This is a genomic window from Micromonospora sp. NPDC005206, assembly GCF_040608175.1.
GTDB lineage: Bacteria > Actinomycetota > Actinomycetes > Mycobacteriales > Micromonosporaceae > Micromonospora.
In genome coordinates this window covers 1-17,415 of the sequence record NZ_JBEXHU010000004.1, presented here as the reverse complement: position 1 = coordinate 17,415, position 17,415 = coordinate 1, and the positions used below count along the sequence as shown (strand labels likewise).

Genomic DNA, 17,415 nt, shown 5'->3' with positions numbered 1-17,415 from the left:
CGATCAGTGATGTGGCCGCGAGGTTACTACCTGGTCACATCGCAACGCGACCCCCGGTCAGCTCTGTTTTTCCGCCGCGCCGCCCGGTTCCGGACCGGTGCGCCGCAGGACGAGCACGAAGTTCCAGGCCACGATCTCCCGTACGCCGGGCACGCGGATCACCCAGCGGGCCCACCACGGGTGGTAGCGCGGTAGCGCCTCGAGCACCTCGACGTCGCGGCTGCCGCGGGCCCAGCGCAGGGCGTCCGAGATGGACACCGGGAAGAGCGTCTCAAGGTAGCGGTTCTTCGGCGGTCGGCCAGTTTTCCGCTGGTAGCGCCGCCGGGCCCGGTCGCCGCCGAGGTAGTGCCAGGGGGCCGTCTCGTGTCCGCCCCACGGTGACAGCCACGGGGTGAACGACACGAAGAGCACACCACCGGGACGGGTCACCCGGGCCATCTCGTCCAGCATTCGGGCCGGCTCGGAGACGTGTTCCAGCACGTTCGAGGAGAACGTCACGTCCACGCTGGCGGACCGGACCGGCAGGGCGGTGCCGCTGCCCCGCAGCATGCCGGCGACGGACTCCCCGGCGGCGGAGAAGTCGCCGACGTCCGGGTCGAGGCCCACGTAACGGGCACCGGCGTCCCGGAAGGCGGAGGCGAAGTAGCCGGGACCGCCGCCGACGTCGAGCACGGTCCGCCCGGCGAGCGCGGTGTAGCCGGACACCTGACGTACCGAGTCCCCGGCCAGCAGGCCGTAGAAGTGGTCCGGGTCGGTCTGCTCGACCAGGAACGCCCGGAACAGCGTCACCGAGCGGCCCAGCGTGGCGAACCGGCGGCGGTCCGCCGGGCCAGCGACCCCGTCTGCTGTGGTCATCGCGCCACCGTCCCGTCCTCGTCCTGATCCGTGGGGCCGGCCGCGTCCGGCCCACCGTCGTTCGTCTGCGGAGACGGGTCCGTCGCCGCCTCGCCCGCTCCCGCAGGTACGAGTCGCTCGGCGGGCGTGCCGGGAGCCGGGATCACCGCCGCGGTGACCGCGGCGACCGCGACCAGCATCGCCGCCTGTATCCACGGGCCGTACGCCCACTCCTGCCCGTGGCCCTGCAACCGGCCCGTTACCGCGGTCACCGTGGCGACCGTCAGCCCGCCGAGCACCACCACCGGCAACGCCCGGATGGCGAGCTGCCGCAGCAGCATCGCGGCCAGCACGATGGCCACCGGCAGCACCCCGCCCAGGGCGGCGAGCAGCACCACCAGCAGGACGCCGATCGCCCACGCCGGGCCCTCGGCCGGAATCGTCCGGTCCACCCCGGCGCGGCGGCGGACCGGCCATGCGGCCAGCAGGAGCACCACCAGCGCGGCGAACGCGCCCGCCGCCAGAGCGCCGCGGTACGTCCGGTCCGGCGCGAAGACCAGCCGGACCTCCGCGGCGTCACCGGCCGGCAGCACCCATGCCTGCTGCCAGCCGTCCACCCGGGTCGTGGTCAGTTTTCGACCGTCCAGCGTGGCCGTCCAGCCGGCGTTGGCGTTCTCCGGCACCACCAGCAGCGCCGCACCGCCGGCGGCCACCCGCACCCGGCGGTCGGTCGGGTCCCAGTCGAGCGTGGTCACCGCACGGTGACGGGGTGCCGGCACCGCCGCCTCCGGGCGCAGCGTGGCGTCCTGCACCAGGAAACCGGCCGACGGTGCGGTCGCGAGCTGGTGCCCTCCGGCCGGGAGGTCCACCACCGCCCCCGTGGAGCCGCAGATCGTCACCGGTGCCGGCCGCCCGGCCAGCACGTCGGCGAGCGTGGTGGTCACGGACGTCTCGTAGCGGTAGCCGTCCAGTTCCACGGCCGGGCCGGTGCCGCACCTCTCGGTGACCCGGGTGCCGCCGGAAAGCGGGCGGAGCAGGTCGTCCAGCGCCGGAATCTCCACCTCGGCGATCCCGGCGGTGGCGGTCCAGCCGTTACCGCGCCGGTCGGCGGTCCGCGCGGCGGTCTCCCGGACCACGATCTCGATCCGGTCCGTCCGGACCGCCGGGAAGCGGACCGTTCCGTCCGCGCCGACCGGCAGCACCAGGCTGCGGCCCGGGGTCCGTACCTCGACCTGGGTGGGCAGCGAGCCGACCGGCAACTCCGCGGGCCGCAGCCGCACCTCGGCGAGGCGTCGCTGCCCGGGCCACCGCAGCCGCAGCGTGGGGCGCAGGTCGCCGGTGTCCGCCAGCCAGGCCGTCCCCGGATCGCCGTCGACGGCGGCGTAGCCGGCGACGGCCGGATCGCCGGTCAGGTACGAGGAGACGGTGGCCACCACCGGCACCCCGGTCAGGGTGAGCTGACCGGCCGGCCGTGGCACGGCGGTGAGCGCCAGCCGGTAGCTGCCGGGGGTGGTGCTGCGGAACACCCGGTCGACGCCGAGCGGTTCCTCGCCGGCGCGGGCCAGGAAGCGGTCGCACCGTACGACCGCTCCGGCCGGCCGGGTCCCGGTGCCACCCGCCGACCCGTTCCCCGTCCCCGCCGCGTCCGAACCGGCGCCGGGAGCGGAGGTCGGGAAGCAGGCGGGCCGGTCGCCCGAGCCGCGGCTGAACGACCAGGCCACCGGACCACCGAACCCGTTGGGCAGGTCGTTCGGCGCCCTGAGCGCCCGACGGGCGGTGGTGCCGGGGATGGCGAGTTCCCGGATGCCGACCCCGCCGTCGCGCCGTTCCCCGGCGACGGCCAGCATCGTGACCCGTACCCGGCTGGTCGATCCGGGCAACGTGTAGTACGAGTGGCCGCCCAGCGTGTCGGCCACCTCGTGGTCCACCGAGCCCCGGTCGGTGGTGATCCGGAACCGGGTCACCGGCCAGCCGACCCCGAGGTCGTCGACGAACGCCAACGACACGGTCTCCACCGCACGCGGGGTGTCCAGGTCCACCTGGAGCCACTGGCCGACCGGCCCGGCCAGCGGCGCCGAGTGCCACGCGGTGGCGTACTCGCCGTCCACGGCCGCGAACGGCAGGTGCGAGGGGTCGGCGGCGGCGAGGTTGTCCACGAAGCTGGTCGCGGTGCTCGCGCTGACCTCCCGCACCCCCTGGTAGGTGGCGATGGTCTGGTGTCGCTTGCCGAGGAACGGCAGCAGGTCGAGGGCGACCCGGCCCTGCCGGCCGGCCTCGGTGGCGGTCAGCGTCTGGCTGACGTTGTCCCGCACCCGGCCGATGTCGCGTTCCCGGCGGCGCAGCCCGTCGGTGACGATCCACCGCTCGTCACCGACCTCGGCGCGGTCCCCGGCCAGCACCACCGGCCGGTCCCGCTCCACCAGCCCCTGTTCGAGCAGGGGCAGCAGGGACTCCGGCCCGCCGCTGACCGTCGGCACGTCGTCGGTGAGCACCGCCGAGGCGACCGGCACCGGTCGCTGCACCTCGTACACCTCGATGGCCGGCACCGGGCCGGCGTCGTCGTCCACCGGGCTGCCCGGCGTGCGACCGGGAGCGGTGGTGGTCCCGAAGGTCGCCACCCGGGCGATGCCCGGCGATCCGGTCAGCGCACGGCGCAGCACCGCGACCGGTGGGGCGTCCACCTGGCTCCGGTCGATGTCGTTGCGCAGCAGCACGTGCCGGAAGCCGGCACGGGCCAGGAAGTCGGCCAGCCCGGCCGACCCCCGGCCGCCGGCCAGGACGGTCTCGACGGTGTCCATCACCCGGGTGTTGCCGGCCGAGCCGAGCGGGATCTGGTTCCGCACCGCCCAGGGCGCTCCGGCGAGCGCCTGGAGCGGCTCGTCGACCGTCCGCCCCCACTCGTACTGGCCGAAGCCGGACCCGGGCACCATCAGCGTCCGGGCCAGCGCGTCCCGGTCGGCCAGCCAGGTGGCCGCGGACCGCCAGTGCGGCGGCAGGTCCGACCAGCCCGGCCCGGGCCGCAGCTGGCCCAGCCAGGCCGGCGCGGCCGCGCCCAGCACCAGCAGCAGCACCGGTACGAGCGCCAGCGGCCGCAGCCGGACACCGGGGCGGCGCCGAGCGGCGGCGTTGTGCAGCCGGGTGACCACCGCGTCCACACCGTGCGCGAACCCGAGCATCAGCGGCAGCCGCAACATCGGGTCCAACTTGTGCACGTTGCGCAACGGGGCCAGCGGACCGTCCAGCAGCTCCCGGACCGGCCCCGAGAGCGGGCTGTCCAGGCTGCCGACGTAGCCCATGGTGAGCAGGGTCAGCCCGGTCAGGAAGCCGAGCACCAGGAAACGCCGCTCGGGCAGCAGGTTGCCGGCCAGCCCGGCCAGCCCGATCAACGCGACCAGCGCGGTCAGCGCCATCAGCGCCGGGTGGTCGATCAGCAGCCAGCCGGCCGGCCACCACGGATCCCCCTGGACGATGTACGCCACCCACTGGTTGGTGCCCCGAACGGCCTGGAAGAGCGACGCCACCGCCGTGGTCGTGGTGGACGACTCGATGTAGTCCAGGAACGGCAGGCTGTACTCGCCGAGCAGCAGCAGCGGCACGATCCACCACAGGCAGACCGCGGCGACGCTCAGGCACCACCAGCCGACCAGGCGCAGGTGGGCTCGGTCCCAGCGTCGGGTGAGCAGCCAGATCCCGGGCAGCAGCAGGGCCAGCACGACCACCGCCGCGTTGATGCCACCCATGCCGAGCACGGCCAGCGCGGAGAGCGCCGCGGCCTGGCGTGGCGAGCCGATGCGGCGGACCAGCACGAGCGGCAGCAGCACCCACGGCAGGAGCGCCGCGGCGAGCGTCTCCGAGGAGAGCGCGCCGATCTCGGTGAGCATCCGGGGCGCCAGCGCGTAGCCGAGCGCGGCCGCGTACCGGGTCGGTTCGGTGCCGATGTTCAACGCCCGGGCGAGCCGGAGCAGCCCGTAGAACGCGACCGCCAGCAGGAGCGCGGTCCAGGCCCGCTGCGTGATCCACGACGGTACGCCCAGCAGCTGCCCGCCCGCGAAGAACGGCCCCATCGGGAAGAGGTAGCCGTACGCCTGGTTCTGCAGTTCGCCGGAGGTCGCCTCCGGGTTCCACAGGTGCAGCGCGCGGGTCAGGAAGTGGATCGGGTTCGCGGCCAGGTCGAGCTTGGTGTCGAAGGTGACCTGGCCGGGCCGCTGCCCGAAGGCGATCGCGGTGAGCAGCAGCAGCGACAGCGCGGTCCAGGGCGCCGAGCGCACCGGCCGGGGGACGCGCGGCCGGATCATCGGCGGCACTCCGGGGGCAGGCAGCTCAGGTCGGCGAGCGCGGAGAAGAAGATCTGCCGGATGCCGCTGGGCTGCTCGGTACGGAACACCCGCCCGCCGGCCACCTTGACGATCGCGGTCAGCTCGTCCGGGTCGACGTCCCGGCCCAGCCCGATGAAGATGATCGGCAACGGCTTGCGGGGGTCCTGCAACCGGGTCAGCTCGGCGAGGAACTTCGACCGGCCGATGCTGTCCTCGTCCTCGTTCCGCCCGTCGGTCATGACCAGCACCAGGTTGATCCGGCCGGGCGTCCAGTGCTGCCGGGCGTCCCGGTACGCGGCCAGCGTCGTGTCGTACAGCCCGGTGCCACCGCCGGTCTTGACCCGGACGGCGGCGAGCCGATCGGCCAGCCGGGCCCGCTGGGCGCGCAGCGGGGCGACGGGCAGGATCTCCCGGTAGTCCCGGTCCCCGTCCACCTTGGTGGAGAAGACCCAGATCCCCAGCTCGCTGTTGTCCAACAGCAGACCGGCGCCCTCCTGGGCGGCCTTGACGGTCGCCCCGAGCCGGGTCTCGCCGGTGCCGGGCACCGGAGCGGCCATCGAGCCGGAGACGTCGATGACGGTGAGGATCCGGGCGCTGCGCTGCACGCCGCTCCAGCCGTTCAGCACCTCGGTGACCGCCTCCTCGGCGGGCAACGGCACCGGTCGGCGCTCCTCCGCCCGCAATCGGCGGTCGTCGGGGATGGCCGGCGGGAAGCCCGCCGCCGTCCGGAAGCCGAACCCGAGCAGCGCGTCCCGGGACTCGACCGTCAGCAGGTTGGCCAGGAAGCCCGCGGCCGCCTCCCGGACCTGGCCGCGGGCGGCGGGCAGCACCACGTACGGCAGGTCCAGCGACGGGACGCCGATCTCCGGGTACGCGACAACCAGCTTGTTGGAGCCGGCCAGCGCGTTGTGGTCGAGCACGGCCTTCTCGCTGGCCGCTACCGCCTGGGCCTTACCGGCCAGCCCGCCCCCGGGTGCCAGCACGCCCCCGCCCTCGCCGGCGGGGAACGTCTCACCCGCGAGCCGGCGCAGCACCGCCGCCATCGCGGCGGCCGGTTGCCGCTCACCGGCGACCAGGGCGCGCACGCCGAGCAGCGCCGCGACCCCGGCCGGATCGGCGGCCGGGTCCGGCACTCCCACCGGGGCCGGGCGGGCCTTCGGTCCGATCAGCGACGCCCAGGGCACCGCCTTCGCCGGCCATCCCAGTCGACGCGCGGCCGGCTCGGTCACCGCGAGCACCACGGGGGTGCTCGCCACCGAGGTGCCCTCGCCCGGCACCTCGAAGGCGCCCCCGGCCCGGGCCCGGCGCAGCCAGAACGTGGACTCCGGCAGCCAGGCGTCGGCGACGTCCGCCGCGTTGGCCAGTTCCCCGGCCACGGCTGCGGACTCCCGGGCCTGCACGGCGATCGACACGCACGGTTGCCGACCGACGCTGGCCCGTACGATCCGGTCCAGGGCCGGGGCGATCACCGGCGCGGCGGCCACCCGCAGCTGGACCCGCTCGGCGCACTCCGGCACACCCCGGTCTGCTCGCACGTAGGCCACGGCGGCCCAACCGGTCAGCAGCAGCACCAGGGCGGCGCTGAGCAGCACCACCGGGGATCGGCGGAAGAGGGAGCGCACCGGCGCGAGCCCGTCGCGCAACACCGCCGGCCACCTCCTCGTCACGTACCGGCGCGTCGTGCGCAGGTCGGAATCCATCGCGCCCGCCGGGCGGCGTCACCTGGACGCCGGCCGTCACGCGCGGTTGCGCTGCACACCCTGCCAAGCTTTTCCGCCGCCGGCAAACCCCCGATCGACGAGCGGTTATCCGATCTTCGCTGCCGGTGCGACCCATTGCGCCCACGGGCCGGGCCGCCCTAGGGTGGCGCGATCGTGCTCACTTACTCATCGGTAGGAGCAGCGTGGACCCCTCCGGCACCCCCACACGCCACGTCTTGTTCCTCAACTGGCGCGACACCACCAACCCGGAAGGCGGCGGCTCCGAGGTCTACCTCGAGCGGATCGCCGCCGAACTGGTCGCCATGGGCCACCGGGTGACCCTGCTCTGCGCCGCGCACGGCAACGCCGGCCCGACGGACACCACCGCCGAGGGTGTACGCGTGCTGCGGCGCGGTTCCCGGCACACCGTCTACGCTCGGGCCGCGCTGACCTGTCTCGCCGGTCGGTTCGGCCTGGGCCCGCTCGGCCGGCGCGGTCTCGGCCGGCCCGACCTGGTGATCGACGTCTGCAACGGCGTGCCGTTCTTCGCCCCCCTGTACGCCGGCCGACCGGTGATCGCGCTGGTGCACCACGTGCACCGGGAGCAGTGGCCGGTCGTCTTCGGCCCGTGGATGGCCCGGCTCGGCTGGTGGATCGAGTCGTGGCTGGCCGTCCGGCTCTACCGGCGCTGCCGGTACGTCACCGTCTCCGAGGCCAGCCGCTCCGAGTTGGCCGCGCTCGGGGTCGCCGCCGAGCGGATCGACGTGGTGCCCAACGGCACGCCGCCGGTGACCGGACCGCCGTTGCCGCGCACGCCACACCCGTCGCTGCTGGTGCTCGGCCGCCTGGTCCCGCACAAGCGGGTGGAGATCGCCCTGCGCGCCGTCGCCGAACTCGTCGGTGAGCTGCCCGACCTGGAGCTGGTGGTGGCCGGTCAGGGCTGGTGGGAGCAGCCGCTGCGGGAGTTGTGCGACTCGCTCGGCATCGCCGACCGCGTCCGGTTCACCGGCTTCATCAGCGAGGAGGAGAAGCACGCCGTGCTCTCCTCGGCCTGGGTGGCGCTCACCCCGTCGCTGAAGGAGGGCTGGGGGCTCACCATCGTCGAGGCCGCCGCGCGCAGCACCCCGACGGTGGCCTTCCGCTACGCCGGCGGCGTCGCCGAGGCGATGGTCGACACCGAAACCGGCCTGCTCGCCGACGACGAGGCGGAGTTCACCGCCCAGGTCCGCGAACTGCTCGCCGACGACGTGCGGCGCAAGGCGATGGGTGAGGCGGCGCTGCACCACGCGTCCCGCTTCACCTGGACGGCGACCGGGGCCCGCTTCGCCCAACTGGTGGCCCAGGCGACGGGCCGGGCCGGCTGACCCGAGCACCACGAAAGGGCGCCCGCGACCAGCGGGCGCCCTTTCGTGGTCTGACTTAGCGCGTGCCGTACAGCGGAGGCTCGGCGCCCTGCTCACCATTGACGTTGGTGGTGGCAGCCTCCTTGGCGGACGGGCTGAGCACATTCGCCAGACCGACGCTACCGAGCAGGCCGAGCACGACCCCGAGCACCCCGACGGCGACGAACGCGGGCAGGTTCCTCATCCACCTTCTCCTTCCGCGGGACTCGCGTGCCGGGACGCTACCACGCGGTAGCGTGCCCGCGCAGCGCCCGAAAAACCGATGGCCAGCACCACCGTTCCGGCGAGCAGGTGGGCCAGCCCGACCGGCCCGGGCCGGGTCGGCGCAGGCGGCGGAGACCAGCGCGGATTCTCGTACAGGGTCAGCTCCGGTCCATCGTGGACGATCCGCAGTCCGGCCAGGGACGTCGGAGGCGGCGGCGGCGGTCCCGCCGCCCGCTGGACCAGCACCCAGCGGGCGCCGGCCGCCGAAACCGGCGTCCCGGCGTCGAGGAGTTCCCGCACCCGCTCGGCGCGCGGGTCCTCGCCGGCCACCGCCAGCCCACCCACCCGCAGTGTGTCGTCGATCAGCACCGGCACACCGAGGTACCGGGGCGCCGGATCGATCACCACCTGGTCCCGGTTCCACCCGTAGCGCTGGTACTCCTGGAACGGCAGCGAGATCACCTCACCGGGCCGCTGCTCGACCAGCCGGGCCACCGTGGTCCAGTCCGCCGGCCAGGCCACCGGTCGGAGCCGACCCGCCGCACCGAACGCCAGGTCGGGCAGGAGCGCCACCGGCAGCAGCGCGGCACCGACCAGCAGCACCCGCCCGGTGGCCGGGTCGAAACGGGCGGCCAGCCGGTCGGCGAGGCGTTCCGCGCCGACCGCGGCGGCCACCGCCAGGGCCAGCGCGTACGGGATGAGCAGCTTCTGGCCGTCCCGGACCAGCCCCGCTCCGGGCAGGGTCGCGACCAGCCAGCCGAGCAGGTCCGCGCCGCCGGGCAGCGCGCCGAGCGCCGCCACGAGCCAGGAACCGACGGCGAGCAGGCCGAGCCGGCCGGTCACCGGGGCGGGCCAGCGCCGGCGCAGCAGCGGTACGCCGAACCCGGCGACGGCCAGCACCAGCACGGTGACCAGTGGCACCAGCAGCGCGCCCCGGGAGGCGGGCGTGGTCTGCCCGTTCCAGATGCCGCCGGTACCGGCGAGCGCCACCAGCGGCCCGGCCCAGTTCTCCGCCCGCGCCGCGAAGGCCAGCACGCCCGCCGGGTCGGATTTCCCGCTGCCGGTGCTCGCGAACCCGGCGACCAGCCACGGCGCGTTGAGCAGCACCGTCGCGCCCAGCGCGGTCGAGGCCGCCCGGGCCGCCCCCGGATACCGGCCGGGCAGCAGCACCGCGATCGCCACCAGCGCGATCACGCCGCCGCTCGGGGTGAGCGCGGACGCCGCCGCGGCGAGCAGCAGCCGCGGCAGCGCGCCGGGCCGGCCGGTCCGTACCCCGATCGCCGCCCGGACCAGCCAGGGCAGCGCGGCGTACGCGACCAGCAGCCCCCACTGGCCGACGAGCAGCCGCTCGGCCAGGTACGGCGTCCAGGCGTACCCGAGGGCGGCCACCACCCGCACCGCGACCCGTTCGGTCGGCACCAGCCGGGCCGCGCCGAGGGCCGCGAGGTAGAGGATCGCGACCAGCACCAGCCGTTGCAGCAACCAGCCCGGCACCAGCTGGTTGGCCAGCGCCACCACGGCGTCCTGCGGGACGGCCCGGGGCAGCGCCGAGGCCGGAGCGATCACCTCCCAGCCAAGCGCCTGCCGGGGCACGAAGACCATGTCGTAGCGGAGCACGTATCCGGGGAGCAGCAGCGGCGCGAGGACCACCGCCGTGACGGCGGCGGCGACACCGTGCGGCACCAACCGTTCGCGCATTTCGTCGACCCCACCCCGGTCCGGCGCGAGCACCCGTCGCGCTGGTGGCGGCCACTGTACGCGGACCGCCGTCGGCCCCTGAACCATCCGTTGACCTGATGGGGCCACCCGTCACCGGTGTGGCAGTCTTCCCGCCATGGCATTGACCGGATCCGAGGTGGACGCGGCGCGTGGCGAGACCGGCGAGGCCGGCGGACGGGTACGCGTCGATCCGATCCGACCCCTGGCCGTCACGATGATCGTGGTCAGCGTGCTGTGGCGGGCGCAGATCGCCTCCCGCGGCTACCTCGCGGCCGACGACTACGTGCTGGTCACGCAGTCCACCGAATCGGCCCTCACCCCGGATTTCCTGCTCAGCCTCTACAACAACCACTTCATGCCGGGCGGACGGCTGCTCACCTGGCTGGTCACCGACGCCTTCGGGCTCACCTACTGGCCGTACGTGCTGTTGATGGCCGCCGGTCAGGCGGTGCTCTCCGTCGCGTTCTACCGACTGCTGCGGGACCTGCTGCGACCGAGCCGCCTGCTGCTCGTCCCGCTCGGGATGTTCCTGTTCAGCCCGCTGACTCTGGAGGCCACCTCGTGGTGGGCGGTGGGCGCGAACATGCTGCCCATGGAGCTGAGCATGGTGCTCGCCCTCGGTGCCCAGCTCAGGTACGTCCGCACCGGTCGCAAGCGCCACCTGCTGTCGCTGGTCCTCTCCGTGCTGCTGGGTCTGCTGTTCTTCGAGAAGGCGCTGCTGGCCGTACCCCTGGTCTTCCTCTTCACCGTCTGCTTCTTCACCGACGGCGGTCCGGTCCGCTCGGTGCTGACGGCGCTGCGCCGCTGGTGGCCGTCCTGGCTGGTGCTGACCGCGCTGGTCGGCGCGTTCGCCGCGGTCTACCTGGGGCGCGCCGAGTCGTCCGTACGCCGGCCGGAGTCGGTGGAGGAGGTGCTGTCGTTCTTCACCCAACTCTTCGGTTCCACGCTCGTGCCCGGACTGTTGGGCGGCCCCTGGGGCTGGCTTGGCGCGGGAGACGGGTCGCCGGTGGTCGCACCGCCCGACCTCGGTCGCTGGATCGCCTGGGCGGTCTTCGCCGCGCTGATCGTGCTGACCGTGAAGCGGGACCGCCGGGCCACCCGGGCCTGGGTGCTGCTCGGCAGCTACCTGATCCTCGTCACGGCGCTGCTGGCGGCCACCCGGCTCGGCTCGGTCTTCTCCGGCGTCGCGGGCGGGGTACCCCGCTACGTCAGCGACGCCGTGGTGGTGGCCGCCCTCTGCGTCGGCGTGGCCCTCGTCGGGATCGCCCGATCAACGCCCTCCGGCGGCGAGCCGACCGACAACGAGTCAACTCCGCCCGCGGGGTCTCCGGCACCGCCCGCCGACGCGGAGCCGGCCGCGGCGCTGAGCGGGGTGGCGCCCAGGGCGCCGCGCTCGGAGCCGTCGCCGGCCGCACCGCGCTCCGTGGTCGCGGCCCACTCGTCCCGGGCCGGTGTGATCCACGCCGAGGCCCCGGACGACCCGGACCCCGGCCCGGCCGGCGAACCGACGACCGAGCCGGACACCCCACTCGACCCGGAGCAGGCAGCGGAGCCCCGGCCGACGGCAGGGCCGAGGCCCCCGGCGGAGCGCGCGCCGGAAACCACCGCGGCGTCCCCTGCCAGTCGAGGCGAGCGGCGGCCGTCGACGCCCCCACCGCCGGACTGGCTGGGGCCGGTGCCCGAGCGGTACCGCGAGGTGGTGACGGCTGGTCTGGCGCTGCTGCTGGTGGCCGCGATGTTCGGCACGGTCTGGACCACGTCGCGCTACGGCGACGAGTGGGCGAAGAAGTACGGCCGGTCCTACCTCGACACGGCCCGGATCGAGCTGGCCAGCGCCCCGCCCGGCACCGTCTTCTTCGACACGCCGCTCCCGAGCGAAGTCCTGTCGAATCTCTCCTGGCCGTACAACTACCAGTCCCGGTTCTTCGCGGCCGCCGGCTCGCGTCCGGAGTTCGTGACCGAGACGGAGAACGCCTCGATCCTGGACGGCCTCGGGCGGGTGCAGGTGGCCACCATTCAGGGCAGCAGCATCGTTCCGGGTCCGCAGGAGGGCTGCGGTTACCTGGTGACGCCCGGCCAGACCGTCCGGATGCCGCTGGACAAGCCACGGCACCACTGGGACTGGATCGTCCGTATCGGCTACCTGAGCTCGACCGATGGCATGGCCGTGCTGCGGTTCGGGCAGGGCAGCCACACGTTCCCGGTCAAGAGGGGCCTGAACCAGCGCTTCTTCGAAATCACCGGCGGTGACGACGCGGTGGAGCTGACGGTGACCGGCTCGGACCTGACGCTCTGCACGAACGAGATCACCATCGGCGACCTGGTGCCGAAGCCCGAGTGACCACCGAAGAGCCCCGGCTGGTGGCGGAGGTGACCCGGCCCGACGCGGCGAAGCGCCCGGCCCGCGACAAGGGGGTCGTACGGCTCGGTGTCGCGGGCGCGGCCGTCACCGCCGCCACCATGCTGACCAACGGCCTGGCCTACCTGGTCCCCATGCTCGGTGCCCGGCAGCTGACCGCCTCCGACCTCGGCGCGCTGGCCACGGTGCTCGCGCTCGGCGCCATCGCGGCAGTGCCCGGGTTCGGCCTGCAGATCGCGGTGGCGGCCCACCGCGCCAGGTGGGGGTCCAGCGGGACGACACGACTGGCGCTGCGTACCGCCGCGTTCACCGCCGGGGTGACCCTCGCCGCGGCACCGGTGCTCACCCTGGCGCTCCGGCTTCCGGTCGCACTGACCCTGCTGCTCGCCCCGACCACCTTCGCCACTGTGCTGGCCGGTCGCTGGCTCGGCGAGCTTCAAGGTGACCAGCGGTTCCTGCGGCTCTCGGGCGCGATGACCGGGCTCGCCGCCGGGCGTTACGGCGGGCTCATCGTCGGGCTCACCCTCGGGTGGGGACCGGTCGGCTCCCTGCTGCTCGGCATGCTCGCCGGCTTCCTCGTCCTGCCGCTGCTGGCCCGGCTCGCCGCCCCCGGCAGCACGGCCGTCAGCGGTGCCGCCCCTGAGCCGAGGGTCGCGCCCACCCCTGCCGGCGAGCAGGACCGCACACTGAGCGGCCGGCAGGTGCTGACAGCGTGCGGCGCCACCCTGGCGATGCTCGTCATCTCGTACGCCGACCTGATCCTCGCCCGCCAACTCCTACCGGCCACCGGCTCCGGCGGCTACGCGGTCGGGTCGGTGCTCACCAAGGGCGCGCTCTGGGCGCCGCAGGTGGTCACGCTGCTGGTGCTGCCGAGGTTGGCGTGGGGCGACCGGAGGGCTCGCGCGCTCGCGTTGGCGCTGATCGTGGCCTGCGGTGCGGTGCTGGTGACCGCCGCCACCCTCGCCGGTGGGCTGGCCTTCCGGCTGGTGGGCGGCGCGGACTACCTGCACCTGGCCGGCGCGGCCCCGCTCTTCGCCGCCACCGGCGCTCTCTACGCGGTGGTGTTCATGCTGGTCAACGACCGGGTGGCGACCGGTGCCCGATGGCCGGCCGCGCCGCTCTGGGTGGCCACCGCCGGCCTGGTCGGGGCGGCCCTGCTGGTGGCGCCGCGCACGGTCGAGGGCGTGCTCAGCTGCGCGCTGGTCACCGCCGCGCTGACCGCCGCCGTGATGATCTGGCTGACCGTTCGCCGTACCCGCGGCGGACCCCGGAAGGCCGGCCACCGGTGGCCGAGGGTCAGTCGCCGTCGGCCAGCCAGGCGCCCAGCAGCTGGTGATCGATCGAGTCGACCCGGCCGAGCGGACGACCGGCGGAGACCCGCTCCCGCAGCTCCGCCCGCGTGAACCAGCGGGCCTCCAGCAGTTCCACACCGTCCACCCGGACCTCGTCCGATCCGGCGCTGGCCCGGAAGCCCACCATCAGCCCGGCCGGGAACGGCCACGCCTGCGACCCCTGATAGGCCACGTCCGTCACGGTGATCCCGGCCTCCTCGGCCATCTCCCGCCGGACCGCGTCCTCCAGACTCTCGCCCACCTCGACGAAGCCGGCCAGCGTCGAGTACGCGTCCTGCGCCGCGCCCGCGTGCCGGGCCAGCAGGCAGCGCTCCGGCACACCCGGTTCGTCGGGTGCCACCACCAGCACGATGATCGCCGGTTCGATCCGGGGGAACAGCAGCCGCCCGCACTCCCCGCCGGTGCACGTCCGCACGTGCCCGCCGCCGCCAGCCACAGCAGGCGCTCCGCACGCGCCGCAGTACCGCTGCTGCCGGTGCCAGTGCAGCAACCCCCGCGCGTACGCCTGGACGGCCGCCTCGGCCGGGTCCAGCCGGCCGACCAGTGCGCGTACGTCGACGGCCCGCGCCGCACCGGCCATCTCGACGGCGGACTGCTCGCCGAGCGCGGAGAGGTCCGCGGCGAACACGGCGGCGTCCCCGTCGAGCCCCAGGAATACGGACTCGCCCGCGGCGGACCGGACGAGAGACGCCAGCTCCGCGGTCAACCGAACCGGGCCGTTCCCGTCGACGAGACAGCGGTCCCGCCACAGCGGCAGCACCACGGTGGTCGCGTCGGTGAGCAGTGCGCTCAGCCGGGCCGGATCGGTGCGCAACTCACCCGCCCGGTCCAGCCACCCACCGCCGTACGCCAACACCCGCTCCGCAGTGTTCACAGCGCCACCGTGCCACGTGCGCGGTCCCACGCGGACATCGCCCCCGCCCCGCGCGACACGCCGGGACGACACGCGGTATCGGCACCGGTGGGCGTGCAGCCGACGAGGACGGCCGGGCATTCGTTACCGTAGGTGCCTCCGGGAGGGAGGACCTCCCGCGGCACCTGGCGATCGAGGTTGCAGTGACGCTGTACGGCGAAACAAGTCCACCCGCCGACGACCGGCCCACCGTGCAGGTCACCGCGGTCACCTGGCCCGACAACGGGCCGGGGCAGGTCACGCCACCTCCCATCGGCGAGCCGGAGGGCGGCCGGCGTAGCCCCCGCCGGCTACGGATGCTCCTCGCCGCCGGCGTCACCGGCGGCGTGCTCGCCGCCGTGGCGGGCGCTGGCGCCTGGGCGTACGCCGGGGATGTTCCCCGTGGCACCAGTGTGCTCGGCGCCGAGCTGGGTGGCCGGAGCCGTACCGACGCCCACCGGGAGCTGCGCGCGGAGCTGGACCGGCGGGCGGCGGCCCTCGCCGCGCCCCTGCGGGTCAGCGTCGGGGAGCGCACGGCCGAGATCAACCCCACCAACGTGGGGCTGAACGTCGACGTCGAGGGCACCGTGGCGGCCGCAGCCGAGGCCGACGCGCACCCGGTCAGCCGACTGGTCGGCTCCCGCACCGTCGACCCGGTCGTCACCGTCGACGTGGATCGGCTGGACGTCGCGCTCCGCAAGGTGCTCGGCGACCAGGCCCGCCCGATGACGATGCCGGCGATCACCTACAAGGGCACCACGCCGAAGGTGGTCCAGCCCAAGCCGGGGCTGGCGTTCGACCCGCAGCGTTCCGCCGACGCGGTCCGCGCCGGCTGGCTGACCGGCACCCAGGTCACCGTGCCGCTGGTGGAGAGCCAGCCGGCGACCACCGCCGAGGACTTGGACCGGCTGGTCGCCGAGCTGGCGAAGCCGGCCGTCTCCGCACCGGTCACCCTGCGCACCGATCGCGGCTCGCTGAAGATCCCGCCCGCGGCCATCGCGAAGGGCCTGCGGTTCACCGCCGACAAGGCCGGCAAGCTGACCCCGACGGTGGACGTCAAGCGGCTGCGCTCGGCGCTCGGCGACGACCTGGACGCCATCGAGGTGCCGCCGAAGAACGCGACGATGACCATTTCCGGTGGCCGACCGAAGGTCACCGACGGGCGACCCGGGCAGCAGCTGGACACCGCCACCCTGGGCCGTGATCTGCTCGCCGTGCTGCCGAAGCCGGACGGCCGCGAGGTGACCGGCGAACTGAAGCCGACACCGCCCGAGCTGACCGCGGAGAAGCTGGCCGGTCTCGGCATCAAGGAGCGGGTTTCCACCTTCACCACCCGGTTCACCGGGGGCATGGCCTCGTCGCGCAGCCAGAACATCGCCACGATCGCCAGGGAGGTGGACGGCACGGTCGTGCTGCCGGGAAAGACGTTCTCGCTGAACGGCCACACCGGCGAACGCGGCTACGCGCAGGGCTACCGGGACGCGCCGGTGATCCTGGACGGCAAGCTGGTGCCCGGTGTCGGGGGCGGCACCTCACAGTTCACCACCACGCTGTTCAACGCCACCTACTACGCGGGGCTGGAGGACGTCGAGCACAAGCCGCACTCGTACTGGTTCGACCGGTACCCGGCGGTCATCGAGTCGACCATCTTCTGGCCGAACCTGGACTTCAAGTTCCGCAACAACACCCAGTACGGCCTGCTCATCGACACGTCCTACACGTCGAGCACGATCACCGTGTCGATCTGGAGCACGAAGATCTACGACAGCGTGAAGACGGAGTACGGGCCACGCCGCAACACCACCACGCCGAAGCTCATCCACCTCGAACCCGGCCCGACGTGCATCCCGAGCAACGGCATCAACGGCTTCACCCAGGACGCCTTCCGGGTCATCAAGAAGGGCGGGGCGGTGGTCAAGCGGGAGAAGTTCACCTGGCGCTACGACGCGGAGCCCCGCTACGTCTGCGGCCCGAAGCCGTCCTGAGCGTCGCTGATCCACCGCAGGACCCGGGTGCTGCTGCGCACCGCCGTGACCACGGCCAGCACGCTCACCCGTGAGTAGCCTGGGCGCCATGTCGGAACCCGACGACTACGTCGAGCGCGTACTCGGCGCGCTGGAGTGCTACCAGCGCGCGGTACGGCGGGTGGCGGACGACTTTGCCCGGCGCGGTGCCGTCGTGGAGCCGCTGGACGTGGACCTGGGGGATCTCGACAACCTGCTGGTCCGTTACCGCTGGCGGGGACAGCCGGGCGATGCCCTCCTGGGCAGCCTCCCGGTGACGAGCGACGTCGAGCGGGCCGTCGTCGAGTTGGCAGACCTGTTGCAGGAGAAGGAGTTCGACGAGGGTGACACGGTCTGGCCCGGCTGTGCGGCCGGCGACACCCATCCGCCGACCGCGGCTGTGGTCGACGGTGTCGCCTGCTGGCAGTGCCCGCGGGCCCAGGCGGCTCTCTCCCGGATCGGATAGCGAATGGTGATCGGCAGATTTGGGTGCGGAAATGCGTCAGGGCCACCCCTTCGGGGTGGCCCTGACCAATGTTTGTCCGGCGGCGTCCTACTCTCCCACACCCTCACGAGTGCAGTACCATCGGCGCTGGAGGGCTTAGCTTCCGGGTTCGGAATGTGACCGGGCGT

Annotated in this window: 11 protein-coding genes and 1 rRNA gene; 5 read left to right on the top strand and 7 right to left on the bottom strand. The window is 74.0% G+C overall.

Annotated elements, in window-relative coordinates:
* Positions 1-57 precede the first annotated feature (57 nt).
* From ABZU69_RS06180 to ABZU69_RS06170, 3 genes are read right to left on the bottom strand one after another with little or no spacing between them, the layout of a single operon-like run.
* Positions 58-855, bottom strand: a complete 798-nt coding sequence (locus tag ABZU69_RS06180) for a class I SAM-dependent methyltransferase (protein ID WP_354963332.1) — start codon at positions 853-855, stop codon at positions 58-60.
* Positions 852-5,129, bottom strand: coding sequence for an alpha-(1->3)-arabinofuranosyltransferase (locus ABZU69_RS06175; RefSeq protein WP_354963331.1), 4,278 nt, complete (start codon positions 5,127-5,129; stop codon positions 852-854). The genes ABZU69_RS06180 and ABZU69_RS06175 overlap by 4 nt, the downstream gene beginning before the upstream one ends.
* Positions 5,126-6,796 (bottom strand): substrate-binding domain-containing protein, encoded by a 1,671-nt coding sequence (locus ABZU69_RS06170; protein WP_354963330.1) that lies wholly within the window; start codon positions 6,794-6,796, stop codon positions 5,126-5,128. The genes ABZU69_RS06175 and ABZU69_RS06170 overlap by 4 nt, the downstream gene beginning before the upstream one ends.
* Before the next feature lie 257 nt (positions 6,797-7,053).
* On the opposite strand from ABZU69_RS06170, the gene ABZU69_RS06165 reads away from it, so the two are divergent.
* Positions 7,054-8,214, top strand: coding sequence for a glycosyltransferase family 4 protein (locus ABZU69_RS06165; RefSeq protein WP_354963329.1), 1,161 nt, complete (start codon positions 7,054-7,056; stop codon positions 8,212-8,214).
* A 55-nt stretch (positions 8,215-8,269) separates the two neighbouring features.
* Here ABZU69_RS06165 and ABZU69_RS06160 read toward each other — a convergent pair whose 3' ends face one another.
* Together ABZU69_RS06160 and ABZU69_RS06155 are read right to left on the bottom strand one after the other, a co-directional pair.
* Entirely contained in the window at positions 8,270-8,437 is a 168-nt protein-coding gene (locus ABZU69_RS06160; protein WP_158609830.1) for a hypothetical protein, read from the bottom strand.
* Complete coding sequence (locus ABZU69_RS06155) at positions 8,434-10,155, bottom strand: hypothetical protein (protein ID WP_354963328.1); 1,722 nt, start codon at positions 10,153-10,155, stop codon at positions 8,434-8,436. Before ABZU69_RS06155 ends, ABZU69_RS06160 begins: the two co-directional genes overlap by 4 nt.
* A 136-nt stretch (positions 10,156-10,291) precedes the next feature.
* Here ABZU69_RS06155 and ABZU69_RS06150 point away from each other — a divergent pair, with 136 nt between their 5' ends.
* Together ABZU69_RS06150 and ABZU69_RS06145 are read left to right on the top strand one after the other, a co-directional pair.
* Positions 10,292-12,517, top strand: a complete 2,226-nt coding sequence (locus ABZU69_RS06150; protein ID WP_354963327.1) for a hypothetical protein — start codon at positions 10,292-10,294, stop codon at positions 12,515-12,517.
* Between the two features lie 29 nt (positions 12,518-12,546).
* The gene (locus ABZU69_RS06145) at positions 12,547-13,938 is read left to right on the top strand and encodes a polysaccharide biosynthesis protein (protein ID WP_354963653.1); all 1,392 of its coding nucleotides are present in this window, start codon (positions 12,547-12,549) and stop codon (positions 13,936-13,938) included.
* On the opposite strand, the gene nudC is transcribed toward ABZU69_RS06145, so the two are convergent.
* On the bottom strand, positions 13,832-14,761 hold the full coding sequence (nudC, locus tag ABZU69_RS06140) for an NAD(+) diphosphatase (protein ID WP_354963326.1): 930 nt from the start codon (positions 14,759-14,761) through the stop codon (positions 13,832-13,834). The two genes, ABZU69_RS06145 and nudC, sit on opposite strands and share 107 nt — an antisense overlap.
* A 182-nt stretch (positions 14,762-14,943) precedes the next feature.
* Between nudC and ABZU69_RS06135 the strand changes: the two genes are divergently transcribed.
* Positions 14,944-16,764 carry a VanW family protein gene (locus ABZU69_RS06135; RefSeq protein WP_354963325.1) on the top strand — a complete coding sequence of 607 codons (1,821 nt, stop codon included), beginning with the start codon at positions 14,944-14,946 and terminating at the stop codon, positions 16,762-16,764.
* An 88-nt stretch (positions 16,765-16,852) separates the two neighbouring features.
* A complete protein-coding gene (locus tag ABZU69_RS06130) occupies positions 16,853-17,248 on the top strand; it encodes a hypothetical protein (protein ID WP_354963324.1) in 396 nt (131 codons plus the stop codon).
* A gap of 74 nt (positions 17,249-17,322) precedes the next feature.
* Here ABZU69_RS06130 and rrf read toward each other — a convergent pair.
* Positions 17,323-17,415 (bottom strand): 5S ribosomal RNA (gene rrf / locus ABZU69_RS06125); the annotation flags it as partial.